The sequence below is a fragment of the Lysobacter sp. A421 genome (genome assembly GCF_054052145.1).
In genome coordinates this window covers 234219-252766 of the sequence record NZ_JBSVRL010000005.1, presented here as the reverse complement: position 1 = coordinate 252766, position 18548 = coordinate 234219, and the positions used below count along the sequence as shown (strand labels likewise).

At 65.3% G+C, this 18548-nt stretch carries 13 protein-coding genes and 1 pseudogene; all 14 read left to right on the top strand.

The genetic code is table 11. The features are described from left to right. Positions 1 to 122 precede the first annotated feature (122 nt). Positions 123 to 1181, top strand: coding sequence for a pilus assembly protein PilM (locus ACW7G6_RS13795; RefSeq protein WP_456980355.1), 1059 nt, complete (start codon positions 123 to 125; stop codon positions 1179 to 1181). Next, positions 1181 to 1904 (top strand): annotated as a pseudogene (locus ACW7G6_RS13790) (PilN domain-containing protein); the annotation flags it as partial. The gene ACW7G6_RS13795 and the pseudogene ACW7G6_RS13790, both read left to right, overlap by 1 nt. Before the next feature lie 124 nt (positions 1905 to 2028). Then, entirely contained in the window at positions 2029 to 2694 is a 666-nt protein-coding gene (locus ACW7G6_RS13785) for a type 4a pilus biogenesis protein PilO (protein WP_456980354.1), read from the top strand. A 1-nt stretch (position 2695) separates the two neighbouring features. Beyond that, positions 2696 to 3250 (top strand): pilus assembly protein PilP, encoded by a 555-nt coding sequence (locus tag ACW7G6_RS13780; protein ID WP_456980353.1) that lies wholly within the window; start codon positions 2696 to 2698, stop codon positions 3248 to 3250. Positions 3251 to 3267: 17 nt separating this feature from the next. Next, on the top strand, positions 3268 to 5355 hold the full coding sequence (locus ACW7G6_RS13775; protein ID WP_456998509.1) for a type IV pilus secretin PilQ: 2088 nt from the start codon (positions 3268 to 3270) through the stop codon (positions 5353 to 5355). Positions 5356 to 6044: 689 nt separating this feature from the next. Continuing rightward, on the top strand, positions 6045 to 7076 hold the full coding sequence (locus tag ACW7G6_RS13770; RefSeq protein WP_456998535.1) for an AAA family ATPase: 1032 nt from the start codon (positions 6045 to 6047) through the stop codon (positions 7074 to 7076). Continuing rightward, positions 7022 to 7969 carry a DUF58 domain-containing protein gene (locus tag ACW7G6_RS13765; protein WP_456998534.1) on the top strand — a complete coding sequence of 316 codons (948 nt, stop codon included), beginning with the start codon at positions 7022 to 7024 and terminating at the stop codon, positions 7967 to 7969. The genes ACW7G6_RS13770 and ACW7G6_RS13765 overlap by 55 nt, the downstream gene beginning before the upstream one ends. Beyond that, positions 7969 to 8457: a DUF4381 family protein gene (locus ACW7G6_RS13760; RefSeq protein WP_456980391.1), complete on the top strand. Its 489-nt coding sequence runs from the start codon at positions 7969 to 7971 to the stop codon at positions 8455 to 8457. Before ACW7G6_RS13765 ends, ACW7G6_RS13760 begins: the two co-directional genes overlap by 1 nt. Beyond that, the gene (locus ACW7G6_RS13755; protein ID WP_456980350.1) at positions 8439 to 9494 is read left to right on the top strand and encodes a vWA domain-containing protein; all 1056 of its coding nucleotides are present in this window, start codon (positions 8439 to 8441) and stop codon (positions 9492 to 9494) included. Before ACW7G6_RS13760 ends, ACW7G6_RS13755 begins: the two co-directional genes overlap by 19 nt. Then, positions 9491 to 11308 carry a VWA domain-containing protein gene (locus ACW7G6_RS13750; protein ID WP_456998508.1) on the top strand — a complete coding sequence of 606 codons (1818 nt, stop codon included), beginning with the start codon at positions 9491 to 9493 and terminating at the stop codon, positions 11306 to 11308. Before ACW7G6_RS13755 ends, ACW7G6_RS13750 begins: the two co-directional genes overlap by 4 nt. A gap of 5 nt (positions 11309 to 11313) precedes the next feature. Then, entirely contained in the window at positions 11314 to 12987 is a 1674-nt protein-coding gene (locus tag ACW7G6_RS13745) for a BatD family protein (protein ID WP_456980348.1), read from the top strand. An 80-nt stretch (positions 12988 to 13067) separates the two neighbouring features. After that, entirely contained in the window at positions 13068 to 14390 is a 1323-nt protein-coding gene (locus tag ACW7G6_RS13740) for a dicarboxylate/amino acid:cation symporter (RefSeq protein ID WP_456980347.1), read from the top strand. 120 nt (positions 14391 to 14510) lie between these two features. Then, positions 14511 to 17294 (top strand): protein kinase domain-containing protein, encoded by a 2784-nt coding sequence (locus ACW7G6_RS13735; protein ID WP_456998507.1) that lies wholly within the window; start codon positions 14511 to 14513, stop codon positions 17292 to 17294. Further along, a complete protein-coding gene (locus ACW7G6_RS13730; protein WP_456980345.1) occupies positions 17278 to 18537 on the top strand; it encodes an FHA domain-containing protein in 1260 nt (419 codons plus the stop codon). Before ACW7G6_RS13735 ends, ACW7G6_RS13730 begins: the two co-directional genes overlap by 17 nt. The last annotated feature ends 11 nt before the right edge of the window (positions 18538 to 18548 follow it).

Sequence of the window (18548 nt, the reverse complement as noted above, 5' to 3'; positions counted from 1 at the left end):
GCACTGGTGGGCAATTAGCGGGTAAGGTGGTTGCGGCTTTGTGAAAAGTCCGTTATCTAAGACGGGGCACACGGAGCTCGCGCAAGCGGGCCAGTGGTTGCAAGGGGCAAGGGGAGATAACAGTGGGCGTGATCAGCAAGAGCCAGCCGGCGCTCGTCGGTGTGGATATCAGTTCGACCGCAGTCAAGCTCCTGCAGCTTTCGCGGGCGGGTAACCGCTACCGCGTTGAGCACTACGCAGTGGAGCCGCTGCCACCCAATGCGGTGGTGGAAAAAAACATCGTCGAGCCTGAAGCCGTGGGCGAGGCGATCAAGCGTGCCGTCGCTCGCTCGGGAACCCGGGCCAAACACGCGGCTGCAGCAGTCTCCGGTTCCGCCGTTATCACCAAGGTGATTCCGATGGCGGCCGAGCTTGAAGGCGATGACCTGGAGGCGCAGGTAGAACTGGAAGCGGTCAACTACGTGCCGTATCCGATCGAAGAGGTCAACCTCGATTTCGAAGTGCTCGGGCTGGTTCCCGGCAGCACCGAATCGGTGCAGATATTGCTGGCCGCCTCCCGCTCCGAGAACGTCGAGATCCGCGTCTCGGCGCTGGAGATGGGCGGGCTGATCCCGAAAGTGATGGACGTTGAAGCCTTCGCGATCGAGAACGCTTTCGGCCTGCTGGTCGACCAGTTGAACGTGCCAAAAGACGGGCTGGTGGCACTGATCGACTCGGGCGCGACGATGACCACGCTCAATGTGTTGCGCAATGGTCGCAGCCTGTATGGGCGCGAGCAGGTGTTCGGCGGCAAGCAGCTTACCGACGAGATCATGCGCCGCTACAGCCTGAGCTACGAGGAAGCCGGTCTGGCCAAGCGCCAGGGTGGATTACCTGAGACCTACGAAGCCGAAGTGCTGGAGCCGTTCAAGGAAGCCATGGCGCAGCAGGTCAGCCGGTTGCTGCAGTTCTTCTACGCCGGCAGCGAGTTCAACCGGGTCGACCAGATCGTGATCGCCGGCGGTTGCGCTGCGATCCCGGGCATCGCCCAGATGGTCGAAGAACAACTTGGCGTGCCAACCATGATCGCCAATCCGCTGGCCCACATGACATTGGGGTCGCGAGTGCAGGCACATGCGTTGGCCCAGGACGCGCCGGCACTGATGATTGCCTGCGGACTGGCCTTGAGGAGCTTTGACTGATGGCCCGGATCAACCTTCTTCCGTGGCGCGCCGAGCGCCGCAAGCAACGCCAGAAAGACGCGATGATGATGCTGGCGCTGTCGGCGCTGGCGGCGGTGGTGCTGTCGTTCCTGATCGTGGGTTACCACAACGCCCAGATCGATGGCCAGACCGAGCGCAACAGCTTCCTTAAAGCGCGCATCGCCGAGGTCGACAAGAAGATCGCCGAGATCGACGAGCTTGACCGGCAGAAGTCGAAGCTGCTGGCGCGCAAGGACGTGATCGAGAAGCTGCAGGCCAATCGCTCGCAGATGGTGCATCTGTTCGATTCGCTGGTGCGCACGATCCCCGACGGGGTCATCCTGACGGGGATCAAACAGGACAACGAGACCTTGAGCCTGGAAGGCCGCTCGCAGTCCAGCGCCCGCGTCAGTACCTACATGCGCAATCTGGAAGGTTCCAGCTGGATGACGCAGCCGGAGTTGTCGATCATCGAGGCGAAGGGCTTCGAGAAAGGCCTGCCGTACGAGTTCAAGTTGCAGGTCAAGATGGCGAACCCGAACGCACCCGTCGATGAGGATGGTGACGGCGTGCCCGACGAGCCGTTACCCGAGGATCCGTTGCCCGAGGATTCTGCCGAGGTCGCCGCGACACCGGAGCTCCCGGCTGCCGAGCCAGGCGCCGAGGCTGCACCGGCAAGCGGGGCCGCAGATGACGCTGTCGGCACCAGCGCCGAATCAGCGGTTGCTGATGATGCCGATACGACGCCCGTCGAGACCGCGCCCGTCGACACCACGCCCGCTGCCGACGCGGCGGCCGATCCGGCTGAAGGCAGCGATGTCGTTGCCCCCGCACCAGGAGCCGCCTCGTGAGCCAGAAGATCAATATCCGGGAACTCGACTTCCAGAACATCGGCGGATGGCCGCAGCGGGCGCGGGTTGGCTTGTGCGTGATCATCGGCCTGCTCATCGTCGGCTTGTCATGGTGGGTATTCGTGCGCGACCAGCGCGAGCAACTCGCGGGCCTGGAACGCACCGAAACCGAACTGCGCGACGAGTTTGCCGAGAAGCAGGGACGCGCCTCCAACCTTGAGCCGCTCAAGCTGCAACTGGCGCAGATGGAGCAGCAACTGCAACAGATGTTGCGCCAGCTGCCAAGCAAGACCGAGATGCCCGACCTGATCGTCGACATCTCGCAGACCGCGCTTGCCACCGGGATCCGCAATGAGTTGTTTCAACCGGGCGCCGAGCAGCTGAAGGAGTTCTACGCCGAAAAGCCCATTGCGCTGCGCATGGTCGGCAGCTACCACCAGTTCGGCGGATTCGTCAGCGGGGTCGCCTCGCTGCCACGGGTGGTCATCATGACCATGCACGACATTTCGCTGAAGCCCCGCGGGGACGACAAGGGCGCCGGGATCACGGCCAACTCGCCACTGGAGCTTGCCGGCACGGTAAAGACCTATCGCTATCTTGACGAGGACGAAGTGGCCGAGCAGGCGCAACAGGATCAAGCGGCAAAGAAGGGAGGGTCCTGACATGCGTAACCTGACCGTTCACCGCGGGGCGCTGGTAACACGGCTGCTGGTGGTAGCGCTGCTGGCAATGGCAATGGCCGCTTGCACGCGCGGGGTGACCAGCAGCTACGACCAGGCACCGAACCTGGAGGAATTTGTGGCCGAGGTACAGGCACGTCCTGCGCCACCCCTGGACCCGTTGCCGGTGATGCAGCAATTCGAAACCTTCGAGTACGCCGCCCACGGCCTGCGTGATCCGTTCAGCAACGCATTCACCGATCGCGACGGCAACAACGGTCCGCGTCCTGATTCCGGCCGGCGCAAGCAGGTACTGGAGCAGTTTCCGCTGGACAGCCTCGACATGGTCGGCACGCTGGGCCAGGGCGGCAACATCGTGGCGTTGGTGATGGCGCCCGACAAAGTCACTTACCGGGTGAATCCGGGCATGTACGTAGGACAGAGCGACGGTCGGGTGACCGGCGTGTTCGAAGACCGCATCGAGTTGGTGGAACTGGTGCCGGACGGTGCGGGGGGTTGGCTGGAACGCGCGGCCTCTGTCGCTTTGGAAGATCAATGAGAATTGGGGATAGCACGATGACCGTATTCAAAGCCACACGATCGCGGCGTACGCAGCGCCCCCTGTTGTTTCGCAGAGCCGGTTTCGGCCTGCTGCTGGGGGGGATTGCGGCCTTCACCGCCGTGCACGCGGGGACGCCGCACGCCGGCATGGCCGCGTCGGCCGTGGTCGCGCCAGCGGCTCCGACAACCAGCCTGGACCCGGCCAAGCAACTGCCAGGTGCGATCGCGGTGTCCAACATCGACTTCAAGCGCGGTGATGGTGGCTCCGGGCAATTGATCCTCAGCTTCACCGGCACCGGCGCGACACCGGACTTGCGCAGCCAGGGGTCCCAGGTCGTCATCAATGTCGCCAACGCGTCGTTGCCGGCATCCCTGCAACGCCCGCTCAACGTATCCGACTTCGCGACCCCGGTGGATCATATCGAGGCGCGTAGCAGCAACAGTGGCACCACCCTGGTGCTGGAGACGTCGGGTGCCTACGAGTCGATGGCCTACCAGACCGGCAACGACTACATCGTCGAGATCGTGCCGCGCGCGGCCGTGGCGAAGTCCGCGTCGAAGGGCGATGACCAATCCAGCGCCGCGATGGGTGCGACCAGCGCGACCACCAGCGACAGCAGGAAGTACGCCGGGCGCCCGGTGACCTTCAACTTCCAGGACGTGCCGGTACGCACCGTGCTGCAGCTGATCGCCGAGGAGTCCAACCTCAACCTGGTGGCCTCCGACACGGTCCAGGGCAACGTGACCCTGCGCTTGATCAACGTGCCATGGGACCAGGCGCTGGACATCGTGCTGCGGGCCAAGGGCCTGGACAAGCGTCGCAGCGGTAGCGTTGTCTGGGTGGCCCCGCAGGCCGAACTGGCCAAGTACGAGCAGGACAAGGCCGACGCCCGCATCGCGATGTCCAACCGGACCGAACTGGTCACCGAGTACATCCAGATCAATTACCACAACGCCGAGCAGATCTTCAAGATGCTGACCGAGGCCAAGGGCATCGGTGGCTCGGGTGCCGGTGGTGGCGGTGGTGGTGGCCAGGGTGGCCAGATCGATACCGGCTTCCTGTCCTCGCGCGGGCGGGTGATTGCTGACTCGCGCACCAACACCTTGATGGTCAGCGACACCCCGGACAAGGTCGAAGCGATGAAGATCCTCATCCGCGAAATCGACCGTCCGGTCGACCAGGTCGTGATTGAGGCGCGGGTGGTTGTCGCTACTGAAAGCTTCATGCGCGAGCTGGGTGCCAAGTTCGGCATTAGCGGCAGCAAGGACAACGCCTACTTCAGTGGCGACATAGAAACAAATGGTAAGAATCGCACCAAGGATGTCGAAACCCAGATCGCCAATCGCAATGCGATTTACCAGAACAACCAGGCCAATGCAAATGCCATCCGCGATTGGCAGATGGAGAACACGGAGCGTGCGCTGGAGGGCCTGGCTGGGCTGCCTGCGCCTGTCCCGACCCTGCCACAACTGATCACCAGCACGATCACCCAGGGCTTGATGAGCAACCTTGGTGTGAATCCGGCCGGAGCGGTGGCGCTGTCGATTCTCAATGCCGGTTACCTGCTGGATATCGAGTTGTCGGCGATGCAGACCCAGGGGCGTGGCGAGGTCATCTCCAACCCCCGCATCGTCACCAGCAACCAGCGCGAAGCGATTATCCGCCAGGGTCAGGAAGTCGGCTACGTGACCATCCAGCCGGCCACCGCCGGCGGCGTCGCCACCCCGAGCGTGCAGTTCAAGGATGTCCTGCTGGAGATGAAGGTCACCCCGACCATCACCAACGACGGCCGCGTGTTCCTGGATCTGAACGTCAAGAAGGACGAGTTGGAGCGCTGGTTGAAGACCGGTATCGGTGAGGTTCCAATGATCAGTACCCGCGAGGTCAATACTGCGGTGCTGGTCGAGGATGGCCAGACCGTGGTGGTAGGCGGCGTGTACGAGTTCCGTGACCGCGAAGATGCCAGCAAGGTGCCGTTCCTGGCCGACATCCCGTTCCTGGGCAATCTGTTCAAGACGAAGGGCCGCAGCAAGGAGAAGGCCGAGCTGCTGATCTTCGTGACACCGAGGGTCCTCGAGGTAGAGCAGCGCTCTAATCTGTAAACATCCGCTTTCATTACAAGGAATTTTACAATGAGAAATGTAGCCTTTGTCACAGCTTGTACCGTTGCTCTCATGATCAGTGCTGGGTCATCAATGGCAGGGGGACAAAGCCACTGGTCCAGTCAACAGTTGGATCAGGCTGCTCTTGCCGGTGAAGTTGATATTTGTTGGAACCAAGCCATTCCTTCCGGCTATGTCGTGGTTGCTGAAAAGGTGACTTCAGCTTGCGCCGGAACAAATTATCCAAATCAACCGAATACACGCTCGGTTAAGGAGCCAAACTCTAGTGGAGAGATCGTGTGTTCGTTCCCTGTGCCTGCTGGGTTCGTGATCACTTACGATGCGCTTACGTCAGGGGTTTGCCAGCCCAGTGGCAGCGTTTCTAGCTGGAATGCACTGCATATACGGCTTGCCGGACCGAGCGAAACGGTATGCACCAACTCCCCAATTCCCACTGGATATCAGGTTGGTCCAAGCTTTTCATCTTATGTTTGCCGTAGTGGGTTTGCGAGAGACATCTGGCTCTAGTTTCTAAAGCACCATGAGAACGGGGCCTTCGGGCCCTGTTTTCGTTGGGCAGGGCGGAGTTGAAAAGCTGAATGCGAGTCTTCCCGAACGGAACCTCGACACCTGACATCGGTCAAACTCGAGCGATGCCCGACCCGAGACCCCCGATGGACGAATTTTCGATGGACGATAGCGCGACCGCTGAACAACCGGATCGCGTATCCGGTCCCGCCGCCGCCGAGCTGGCCCGGCTACGACGGACGTTTGACCAGCTGCGCACGGACTTGTCGGTGGAGATCATCGGCCAGGCGGCCTTGATCGACCGGTTGCTGATTGCGCTGTTGGCGGACGGGCACTTGCTGGTCGAAGGCGCGCCCGGGCTGGCGAAGACCAGCGCGATCCGGGCATTGGCGGCGAGGCTGGATGCCGAGTTCGCGCGGGTCCAGTTCACCCCGGACTTGCTGCCTGCCGACCTCACCGGGACCGAGATCTGGCGTCCTCAGGACGGCCGCTTCGAATTCCTGCCCGGGCCCATTTTTCACCCGATCCTGCTGGCCGACGAGATCAACCGCGCCCCGGCCAAGGTGCAGTCCGCATTGCTGGAGGCGATGGGCGAGCGCCAGGTGACCGTCGGCCGGGCGACCTATCCGTTGCCGCCGCTGTTCCTGGTGATGGCGACCCAGAACCCGATCGAACAGGAGGGCACCTTCCCGTTGCCGGAGGCGCAGCTGGACCGGTTCCTGATGCACGTGCGGATCGGCTACCCCGAAGCCGAGGCCGAGGCCGGGATCCTCAAGCTGGCCCGTGATCGCGCGCGTGATGCGCTCAAGCCAGTGACCGCGCCCGCGACGCGGCTGCCGCAGCAGGATGTGTTTGCCGCCCGCGATGCGGTGCTCGACGTCCATCTGGCACCGGCAGTGGAGCGTTACCTGATCGAACTGGTGCTGGCCTCGCGCAATGCCGCCGCCTACGACGCCGCGCTCACCCGGCGGATTGCCTGGGGGGCGAGCCCGCGTGGATCGATCGCATTGGAGCGCTGTGCACGGGCGCACGCCTGGCTGGTGGGACGCGACTATGTCACTCCGGATGATGTCCGCGCAGTCGCACCCGACGTGCTGCGCCATCGCATCCTGCCCAGCTACGAGGCGACGGCGGAAGGCTGGGATGGCGACCGGCTGGTGGCCGAGCTGCTGGCCAAAGTCCCGCTGCCGTGAGCGACGGCATTACCCCGACGCTGGCCGAACTGGTGGCACTGCGTGCCGCGGCGAGTGGCCGGCGTAGTGCCAGACGCGGTCGCCACGGGGTCAGCGGTCAAGCGCTGTCGCCGATGCGCGGGCGCGGGATGGAGTACGCCGAGTCACGTGAGTACATCGCCGGCGACGACGCCCGCCATATCGACTGGCGCCTGACCGCGCGCACCGGGCGCGCGCATACCAAGCTTTACCAGGCCGAACGCGAACGGCTGACCTTGATCGTCGCCGATACCGCGTCTTCGCTGTATTTCGGGACCCGGACCCGGTTCAAGTCGGTCCAGGCGGCGCGGGCCGGGGCGGTCGCGGCCTGGGCTGCGGTACGCGATGGCGACCGCATCGCGGCGTTGCGTGGCAGCCAGGCAGAACCACCGGTGACGCCGGCCGGTGGCCCTCGCGGCGCCCTGCGGGTATTGGATGCACTGGTGCGCTGGTACGCAGGGCCGCCCGCCGATGATGCCGGCCTCGGTGTCGCCCTCGACCACGCCCAACGCTTGCTGCGCCCCGGCTCAAGGCTGCTGGTGCTGGCCGATCCGCACAGCCTGGCCGATATTGCGGAGCGGCGCTGGTCGGTGTTGTCCCAGCATCATGAGGTCGTGGTGCTGCTGTTGACCGATCCGCTGGAGTTGTCGCCACCGACGGCGACGTTGCCGTTTCGCAGCGGTGATCAACGCATCGAGCTGGACCTGGGCAGCCCCGCCCGGCGGGACCAATGGCGCGCCGAGTTTGCCGTCCCATTGGAGGCGGCGCTGGCATCATTGCCGGCGCGCGGGGTCCGTGTGCAGGCGTTGTCCTGTGACGCACCCAGTGAGTCGTGGCTGCCGTTGCTGGGCCAGCCACGGCCGATGGTGGCGTGATGCAGGACGCGGCGTTGGTATTGCGCGACATCCACCAGCCGCCGGCGCCGCCGTGGTGGCCACCCGCACCGGGCTGGTGGTTGCTCGCTGCGCTGGTGGTTGTGGCGGTGGGCGGTTGGGCCTGGTGGGCCCGGCGGCGACGCAGGCGGCTCGCGGCCATTGCCGCGGTGTTCGACCAGACCGTGGCGGCCGCAGCAACGCCAGCCGCGGAAGTGGCAGCGATATCGGAACTGCTGCGCCGCGCGGCACGACGGGTGAGCCCCGAGGCGGATCGACTGCAAGGCGACGCGTGGCTGGAGCTGCTCGACCGTGATGCCGGAACCAAGGGCAAACGCGGAAAACGGGCGGCTGGCAACCACGGCTTTCGCCAAGGCCCGGGTCGCCTGTTGCTGGACGGGGGCTATCGCAAGCAGGTCGACCCGCAGCAGGTCGCCGCGCTGCGCCCACTCGCGCGTGCACGCTTCCTGCGATGGATGGCGAAATCGTGATCGCGGCGTGGGAAGCGTGGCTGGCGCAGGCATTCGCGGGGTTTGCCTGGCCGTGGTTGCTGCTCGCCGCGCCTCTGCCGCTGCTCGCACGTTGGCTGCTGCCGGCAAGGCCCAGTCCTTCACCGGCGCTGAAGGTGCCATTCGGTGACCGGCTTGGCGGTCTGGCCGGTGTCGGCGGCGTGCGGGGCAGTGGCGTGCCGTGGTTGTTGTGGCTTGCGTGGCTGCTGTTGTGCGTGGCGGCCGCGCGGCCGCAGCAGTTGGGCGAGGCAATCCTGCCACCGGAGCAGGGCCGGGAGCTGATGTTGGCGCTGGACCTGTCGGGAAGCATGAGTGAGCCGGACATGCAGTTGGGCGGTCGCCAGGTGGATCGGTTGACCGCGGCCAAGGCGGTGCTGTCGGATTTCCTGGACCGTCGCCAGGGTGACCGGGTCGGCCTGGTGGTGTTCGGGCGTCGTGCCTACGCATTGACCCCGTTGACGGGGGACCTGGCCAGCGTGCGTCTGCAACTGGCCGACAGCGTGGTCGGCCTGGCGGGCCAGGAAACCGCGATTGGCGATGCGATCGGGTTGGCGGTGAAGCGCTTGCAGGGCCGGTCCACGGCCCCCGCCGCCACCGCTGATGGCGATGCCGATACGGTGCTGATTGTGTTGACCGATGGCGTCAACACCGCCGGCTTGCTGAAGCCGTTGAAGGCGGCCGAGCTGGCCCGTGACGCCGGCGTGCGGGTACACACCGTTGCGTTTGGCGGTGGCGGCGCGATGTCGCTGTTCGGCTTCCAGTTGCCGATGGCCGGGACCGTCGACGATATTGACGAGGTGACCTTGAAGAAGGTCGCGGAGATTACCGGTGGCCGCTTCTTCCGTGCCGGCGACACCGCTGCGCTGGCCGGCATCTACGCCGAGATTGACCGGCTCGAGCCGGTGGAGCGTCCAGGCCAGGCGGTACGACCGAAGCTGGAGCGCTACCCATGGCCGCTGGGCGCGGCGTTCGCGCTGGGCTTGCTGGCTTTGCTCTGGCCCGGCAGGAGGCGCGCGTGAATATCGACCTCGATGCGCTGCATTTCCTTCGGCCTGACTGGTTATGGCTGCTGTTGGGCCTGCCGCTGCTGGGCTGGTGGTGGCAACGTCGCCGGCAGCGCGCGAGTGTCTGGCGTGACGCGGTTGACCCGCATCTGCTCGCGCATCTGCTCGCAGGCCGAGGCGGTTCGCGCAAGCCGCGGGTGCTGCTTGCCGCGGCCGGATACTCGCTGGCCTACCTGCTGGCCGTCCTGGCACTGGCAGGGCCGAGTTGGCAGCAGACCGCGCAGCCACTGTGGCAACCGCAGACACCGCTGGTCATCGCGCTGGACCTGTCCAGCACCAGCCTGGCCGGCGACCTGCAGCCGTCGCGGCTTGCCCAGGCACGCGCCAAGCTGGCGGTATTGCTGGACCAGCGCGAAGGCGGACAGGTCGGGCTGGTCGTCTACGCCGGCGATGCTTTCACGGTGGCCCCGCTGACCCGCGATGCAGCCAACGTCGCGCTGTTCCTGGGTGCGCTTCAGCCCGAAGTGATGCCGGTGGACGGCCAACGGGGCGACCGCGCGATCGCCTGGTCGGCCCGGCTGCTGGAGCAGGCCGGTTTCCGCAGTGGCCGGATCCTGTTGTTGACCAACCACGCCGATGCCGATGCGTTGGCCGCGGCGCGCGCCGTCAGTGCCCAGGGCTATTCGGTATCGGCCATCGGTTTGGGCACGGCCCAGGGAGCCCCCTACAAGACCGCGACAGGCGCCATAGCCAGCACCCGTCTGGAGGTCGACTCGCTACGCCAGCTCGCGGCGGCGGGCGGGGGACGCTACGTCACCCTCACGCCGGACAACTCCGACCTGGAGAGGCTTGGAGTACTGGATCCGACGGATACGGGCATGGATGGCGCTGGCGGCCAGTCCGCTGCTGCCGAGCACGGTTTGAGTTGGCAGGATGGGGGCTTCTGGTTGCTGCCGCCGCTGATGCTGCTGGCATTGTTCGCGTTTCGACGTGGCGCCCCGGTTGCCGTGATCGTGCTGTGTTTGTGGCTTCCCGGTCGCACCGCGCAGGCTGCGGAGCTGTGGCAACGCCCCGACCAGGTGTCCCATCAGAAGATGGAACAGGCAGCGCAGGCGTATCGCCAGGGTGACTTTGATCGCGCCGCGGAACTCTACGCAACCATCGACGGCGCGCAGGCCGATTACAACCGTGGCAACGCGTTGGCCAAGGCCGGCCAATATCCCCAGGCGCTGGAAGCCTACGATAAGGCGATTGCCCGCCAGGCTGCCATGCCCGACGCGGTCGCCAACCGGCAAGCCGTCGAGGCGGCGATGAAACGCCAGCCGCCAAAGGGCCCGGGCAAAGGCAAGCAACCTGAGGATCAGGATCAAAAAGATTCAGGACAGGGTGACTCGGGGCAGGGCGATTCGGGCCAGGAGCCTAAAAATGGATCCCCATCAGGCTCGCCAGCCGACAGTGGCAAGAAGTCCAAGCCGCCCAGACAAGCCGAGGATGGAGAACCGCAAGATCCCTCCAACGATCCCGGTAGCCCGCCACCGTCGCCCTCCGCACCGCCCGAGGCCGCCGATGCTAAAGCCCAGCAGGCGGCAGACGAGGCCCAGCGCGAGCGCATGGAACAGGCGCTTGGTCAGGCCAGCCAGAAACCCGGCAAGCCTGAGGAATCGGAAGCGTCGACGGCTCCTGCGTCGGAGACGCCGGACCAGCGCGAACGCAGGATCGCCAACGAGGCCTGGCTGGGCCGGGTCCCTGACGACCCGGGTGGCTTGCTGCGGGAGAAGTTCCGGATCGAGTACCAGCGTCGCCAACTACAAGGGGGCAGTGAACAATGAAACCGATGTCGCGAATAATCCTGCAAGCCTTGTTGTTGCTGCTTTCGATGGCCAGCCTGGCGGCCAACGCACAAACCCGGACCTGGCTCGACCGCGACCGGATCGAGTTTGGCGAGACGGTCACCCTCAACATCGAGACGGACACTGGCGCCAGCCCCGACTACGCGCCGTTGCAGGCCGACTTCCAGATCAGCGGCCGCAGCAGCAGCCGGCAGATGACCCTGACCAATGGCCGCGCCGTGTCACGGACCTTGTATGCGGTCGCCCTGAAGCCCCAACGTGAGGGGGTGCTGACCGTACCGGCGCTGGATATCGGTGGCCAGCGCACCGACCCGTTGTCATTGGTGGTGGCCCCGGCCAGCGCCGTCAGTCCGGCGCGCGCCGGCGATGATGTGTTCCTGGAAAGCGAGCCCGACGACACGACGCCCTACGTGCAGCAAACGGTCGGCTGGGTGGTGCGCTTGTACGCGGCGGTGCCGTTGGTCTCGGGCCAACTGGACCAAGCGGCGCCGGAGGGCGCGACGCTGCAGCAAGTGGGTGATGATGCGCAATACAGCCGCCAGATCGACGGTCGGCGCTACAACGTGATCGAGCGTCGCTACCTGCTGATCCCCGAGCGCAGCGGCAGCCTGAGCGTGCCCGGTGCCAGTTTCGAGGGCCGGGGTGCGGCCGGGTTCTTCGAGGACTTCCTGGGTCGCGGCGGTGGCGCGTTGCACGCACAGGCGCGACCGCGGGTGCTTGAGGTCCAGCCGATTCCCAAGGCCGCGCCACAGCCGTGGTTGCCATTGCACGACATGAAGTTGCGCTACTTGTCGACGCCCCAGCAACTCCATGCCGGCGTGGCGGCGACCGTGACCGTGGAAGCCGTGGTCGACGGTGCCACCACGGCCCAGGTGCCTGAGTTGCAACTGCCCCCGGTAGAGGGTGTGCAGGTATTCGCCGAGCCGGCCCAGACCGACGAACGCTTCGTCGATGGACGGCCACAGGTGACCGTGACACGCCAGTTTTCGCTGGTGCCGTCGAGGGCGGGCGTGGTGACGCTGCCGGGTTTGCCTTTGCAGTGGTGGGACGTGGACGAAGGCGCGACCCGCACCGCCAAGTTGCCGCCGCTGGAGTGGACGGTGGCTCCAGCCGCGGGTGGCTTGCCGGTGCCGCCGATGGATGCGTCGCTGCCATCGGCGGTGAGCGAGCCCGCACCAGCCAACGTGATTGCCGGGGCGGATCGTGGCTGGGTGCTGGCGACCGCGCTGTTCGCGCTGCTGTGGCTGGTGACCCTGGTGTGGGGCCTGCACCGGTTGCCCGCGGGCACGTCGCCATCGGCGGCGTCGACGCCTGCCCGGACCGATGATTCAAAGCAGGATGGGGCAAAGCAGGATGGCGCAAAGTCGGACGTCGCCGGTTTCAAGCGCGCATTGGCCAGCAGTGATTTTGAAGACATTGCCGACCGCTTGTGTCGCCTGGCCCGGTTGCCGGCGGGGAGCATTGATGAGGTGTGCGTACGGCTTGACGATCCGGCCCAGGTGGATGCACTGGACGCGATGCAGCGCGCGCGCTGGGGCGGCGGCGACGGCGTTGTCGCACGGCAGATGATGCGTGCGGCATTTGCCCGCGGCCCACGTTGGCGCCCGTCATCGCCGGAGCCCGTCTCGCCATTGCCGCCGTTGTATCCGAAACCATGAGGAAAGTCCCGTCGGAGCCAGACGTGGAATAGAGGTTCAGGTTTGCTAAGCTCGGTCGCTGTCCAGCAGGAAAACACCCGATGACCGAAGCAAAAAGCGGCGCGGACGCCAAGGGCAAGAGCAAGATGCCCTTGCATTGGAAGATGGCAATCGGTTTCGTCGCCGGCCTGTTGCTGGGGATGATCGCGCACTACGTGTCCGGAGCCGACGCCGCCTGGGTGCAGTGGCTTACCAATTACGTGACCCAGCCGGCTGGCCAGTTGTTCCTGCGGCTGATCTTCATGCTGATCATCCCGCTGCTGTTCTCGGCGCTGGTGGTTGGCATTGCCGAAATGGGGGACGTGCGTTCGCTGGGCCGGGTCGGCTGGAAGACGCTGGCTTATACGGTCATCGTGTCCAGCATCGCGGTGGTGATCGGGCTGGTGCTGGTCAACTGGCTGCAGCCGGGCGTCGGCGTCGACCGCGCCGCCGCCGAGCAGATGCTCGCCGAAGGTGCCGACCGTGCGCAGGCGATCGTCGCCAGCAGTGCGGGCCAGGCGCAGGGCATGGACATGCTGTTGTCGATCGTGCCCAGCAACGTGATTACCGCGGCGGCTGAAAACTCGATCCTCTCGGTCATGTTCTTCGCGCTGATGGTCGGCATCGGCCTGGTGATGACCAACAGCAAGGCGGCCGATACCCTGCAACGCGGTATCGAGGGGCTGTTCGAGGTGTCGATGACCTTGATCGGGCTGGTCATCAAGCTGGCGCCGTATGCGGTGTTCTGCTTCATGTTCAACCTGGCCGCATTGTTTGGCTGGGACTTGCTGGTGCGGCTGGGCGCGTATGTCGGCGTGGTGGTGCTGGCGCTGTCGATCCACATGTTCGTGGTCTACTCGATCGCGCTGAAGTTCGTCGGCGGCTATTCCCCGGTGAAGTTCTTCAAGAACTCGCAGGAAGCGATCCTGATGGCGTTCTCGACGTCCTCGTCGAACGCCACTTTGCCGACCGCGCTCAAGGTTGCCGAAGTGGATCTGGGACTGCCGCGCAAGATCTCGCGTTTCGTGCTGACCGTCGGCGCTACCGCCAACCAGAACGGAACCGCGTTGTTCGAAGGTGTGACGGTGCTGTTCCTGGCGCAGTTCTTCGGGGTCGAATTGTCGCTGGCGTCGCAGGTCACGGTGATGTTCGTGTGCATCCTGGGCGGCATCGGGACCGCGGGCGTGCCGGCCGGCTCGTTGCCGGTGATCGCGCTGATCTGCACCATGGTCGGGGTGCCTCCGGAGGGCATCGGCATCATCCTGGGTGTCGACCGCTTCCTCGACATGTGCCGGACCACGCTCAACGTCACCGGCGACCTGGCGGCGGCCGTGGTGGTGTCCCGTGGTGAGAGCGACCCGGCAGTGCTGACAATGGCGGATTGAGCGGCAGGCCGGAGGCGATCATTGGAAGGGGGGTGCCGGCTTTATGTAACGCGCCGGTAGCGTCGTAGACTGAGCGTCGTGGGGGGGGCGGGCAACCGACGGTAACTGGGGAGAGGCAGGGTGACTTTTCTGGATTTGGCCAACGCCACCGGCGCCGGCCAGCAGTTGAATGCACGTGCATTGTTCAATGCGATTGCGGACTTGCCGCAGGTGAAGCAACACGAGCGCCTGCGCGAGCTGACTTGCGACGCACAGACGATCGCGATGGTCGAGGAATTGCTCCACGCGCGGACTCGAAGTCTGGAACGTCGGGATGCCGCCGGGCTGCTCTCCGGATCAGTATCGACTGACACCGAGCTGAACGTTGGCGACACCCTGGGCTCATGGCGGCTGGTGGAGTGTCTGGCCAGCGGCGGGATGGGTACCGTGTTCATCGCCGAGCGTGCCGATCGACTGTATACACAGCAGGTCGCGATCAAGCTGATGCATGGCCAGCCCGACGCCGCGACCATCGAGCGTATGGCGGCGGAGCGGCAACTGCTGGCGCAACTCCAGCATCCCGGTATTGCGCGCCTGTATGACGGTGGCACCACGCCGGCCGGACAGCCCTACCTGGTGATGGAATACATCGACGGCCTGCCGTTGCACCACTATTGCCGCGAGCGCCAGCCGAACCTGCGACGACGGATCGAGTTGTTCCAGAACGTCTGTCACGCCGTCGAGTGCGCGCATCGCCACATGATCGTGCATTGCGACCTGAAGCCGGGCAACGTCCTGGTACGCGCCGATGGCGAGCCGGTGCTGCTTGATTTCGGCATCGCTCGCGGACTGGTCGGAGGCGATGAACATGGCGGGTTCTGCACGCCGGCCTATGCCAGTCCGGAACTGTTGGCGGGCCATCCTGTAAGCGCCGCCAGTGACGTGTTCAGTCTCGGCGTGATGCTGATCGAGTTGCTGGCACAACAAGCGGTATCGCGCGATGCCGATAGTCGTGATCGCTTGCTGCCTGCGCCAAGCCGATTGGCAGGCGTAACGGTCGATTGGCGTGCGGAACTGCGCGGTGACCTTGATGCGATTGCGGCCAGGGCTTGTGCGCCAGATCCGAAGCTCCGCTATCAAACGGTGGTGGAGCTGCACGATGAACTGCAGCGCTATCTTGAGCGCCAGCCGGTGCTTGCGCGTGGGGCGCCGCCGGGCTATCGATTGCTCCGGCTGATGCGGAGGCGTTGGCGCGAGACAGCAGCGCTGGCGCTGTTCAGTGTGCTCGCTGCCGGCTTTGTCTGGCGGTTGGATGGCGAGCGCGAGCGAGCGCAACGCGCCGCCGAGACCGCCGAGCAGGTGAGCAAGCTGCTGGCGTCCTCGTTCACCGCCGTCGATCCCAAGCAAGGTGGCGGCAGTACCGAACTCAGTGCGCGCGACATCCTTGATGCCGGTGCGGCCAAGCTCAAGACAGAGCGCATCGACAACCCCGAGGTACTGGCGCGGCTGCAGGATGCGCTGGGCAACGCTTACCTCAATCTCGGTCACCCGCAGGTTGCCGAGCCATTGATGATCGCCGCCGCGAATGGCTATCTCGACCCGTCCGTGAGCCAGCCGGGCAAAGCCGCACAGGTGCTCAGCGAGCTGGCCGTGCTGCGTGGCAACAGTGGCCACGACAAGTCTGCCATTGCCGCGGCCCGTCGCTCACTGGCCCTGCGTGAGAAAATTGGCGCGACGCCAGCCGAGGTCGCCGACTCGCTCAACTCGCTTGGCATTGCGCTGGTCCACGTCGATGGCGACGAAGCGGAAGCCGTGCTGATGCGCGCGCTGGCGATGCGCCGCGAACATGTCGGCGAGCCATCCACGGATGTCGCCTCGACCCTGCACAACCTTGGCATGTTGCAAAAGCAGCGCGAGGACTTCGTCAGCGCCGAGCGCTATTACCGCCAGTCGATGGTGATGAAGGAGGCGCTCGAGCGGGGACGCGATGCGAGCTACGAGCGCAGCTTGGGTGGGTTGGCGCAATCGGTGCGGGGACAGGGCCGGCTGGCGGAAGCGGCGGCAATGCAGCGCGAAGTGCTCGATCTTGCGAAGATACTTTATGGGGATGGCGTCAACGTCGGCTGGGCCCACAACGAACTTGCCTCCACCTTGCACGACATGGGCGAATGGCCGCAAGCAGATTCGCATTACGAGGCGGCGGAGCAGTGGACAGCAGCGTCCGCTGGTACTGACAGCATCGATTACGCGATCAAGCTCAACAACCACGCCACACTCGATGAAGATCGCGGCGCGATCGATGCGGCCGAGCGCGGCTTCCGTCGCTCGCTCGCGATCCGCAGCGCACAGCTCGATGCCGACAATCCCAGTGTGTTGCGAGCCCGCTTCAACCTTGGTCGTCTGCTGTTGCGCGCGGGTAGGGTCGACGAGGCAGGCGAGTTGATCGATGGTGCCTGGGCGCAATGGCAGCAGCGGTACAAGCCGCAACATCCGTCAAGCCGGGGTCACCGGCTGCTGGTCGCCGAGTGGTTGCTCGCCAGTGGCCGTGCCGCCGATGCGGCCCGTGAATTGCGCGCGATCACCGCACTTGGCCTGGACAGTCCGCGCCGCATGGCCTGGCTGGAATCACTGCTGGCCGATCTGAGCGTGGCCGAAGGAGATCTTGATAGAGCGCGGGACCATCGTGGCGAAGCCCTGCGGGTAATGGTCGAGGAACTAGGTGGGGATCACGTGGAAGCCGCCCGGCGACGGTTGGCTTTCGCTGCCAGCCTGGAGGGGGTCGGCGATGCCGTGCGTGCGCGGCATGAGCTGCAACAGGCGGCCGCGGTGCTGGGACCACGCCTGGCGCCCGACGCACCTTTGCGCGCGGACATCAGCGCGCTGCAGGCAATACTCGGTTACCCGCGGTATGCCAGTGCCGAGTGAGGTGCCGATGTTGCATGTGCAACTGCTTGGCGAGCGCGGTCTGTGGTCGGGCAGGCGCGACGTCAGTAGCGCAATCCACTATCGAAAGGGTTGGGCGCTGCTGGGTTATCTGGCCGTGGAGCGGGGTCGTCGGCATGCCCGGGCCGATCTGGCGCAACTGTTGTGGCCGACGTTGGCAGATGGCTCGGCGCGGACCAACCTGCGCCAGGTACTGGCCGACCTCAACCAGGCGCTTGTTGGCCATGGCGGCGTCGCCATGATCGAGAGCGACCGCGACAACATTGGCCTGTTTCCGCAGCCAGGCACGACAATTGACCTGGTGGCGCTGGATCAGATCGAAGTCGTGGTCAGTGGCACCGCAGGCATGGATATCGAAGCCGTCGAACGTGATGCCGCCCGTTTTGGCGGCGAGTTCCTGCATGGGTTGGCATTGCGCGACTGCGGGGATTTTGAAAGCTGGCTGCTGCGTACTCGCACCACGCTGGCAAAACGTACAGACGCGGTGTTGACCCGGCTGTGCGAGGTGCAGCGCGCGGACAACCGGTTGCCGCAGGCCATCGTCATCGCGCGCGGACTGGTGTCGGCGAACGAATGGAATGAGCGCCATCTGCGACTACTGATGGAGCTGCTTGCTGCAGCCGGTCTGCATGCGCAGGCGTTGGATGCCTACGAAACGCTGCGTGTCAGTCTGGCGGCTGACCTGGACAGCGAGCCCGAAGCGCAGACGCAGGCGTTGCGAGTTCGCATCGAAGCCGATCGCCGGCGGGGACTGATGGTGCCGGGTCCGGCGATACCGGCGGCCGTGGCGGAGGTACTGCAGCCCCGGTTCGGCGATGTGGATGACTCCGGCGCCGATGCCGATGCTGACCGCAGGCTTGCCAGCAAGTTCAACACCGGGCCAGTGACCCGGCGCACGTTACCTGTCACCGCTGCGCTGGCGATTCCGGGGGTCAGCTGGATTGAAGTCGTCCAGGGGGCTGATCAGGGCGTGCGGCTGATGGTCACCGAGAAGCCGCTGGTGATCGGCCGTTCAAGCGACGCTGACCTGCGCGTGGTTCACCAGACCGTGTCGCGTCATCACTGTGCGATCTGGCGTGAAGGTTCCCGTGTCCGTATCCGGGACCTGGGTTCCACCAACCGCACCCGGGTCAACGATGCGCGAGTGGAGGAGGCTGAACTGAGCGACGGCGACAATGTCATGCTGGGTGAGACCGTGTTGCGTTTCGTCTGCGACCCGGGCTGACCTGCCACCGG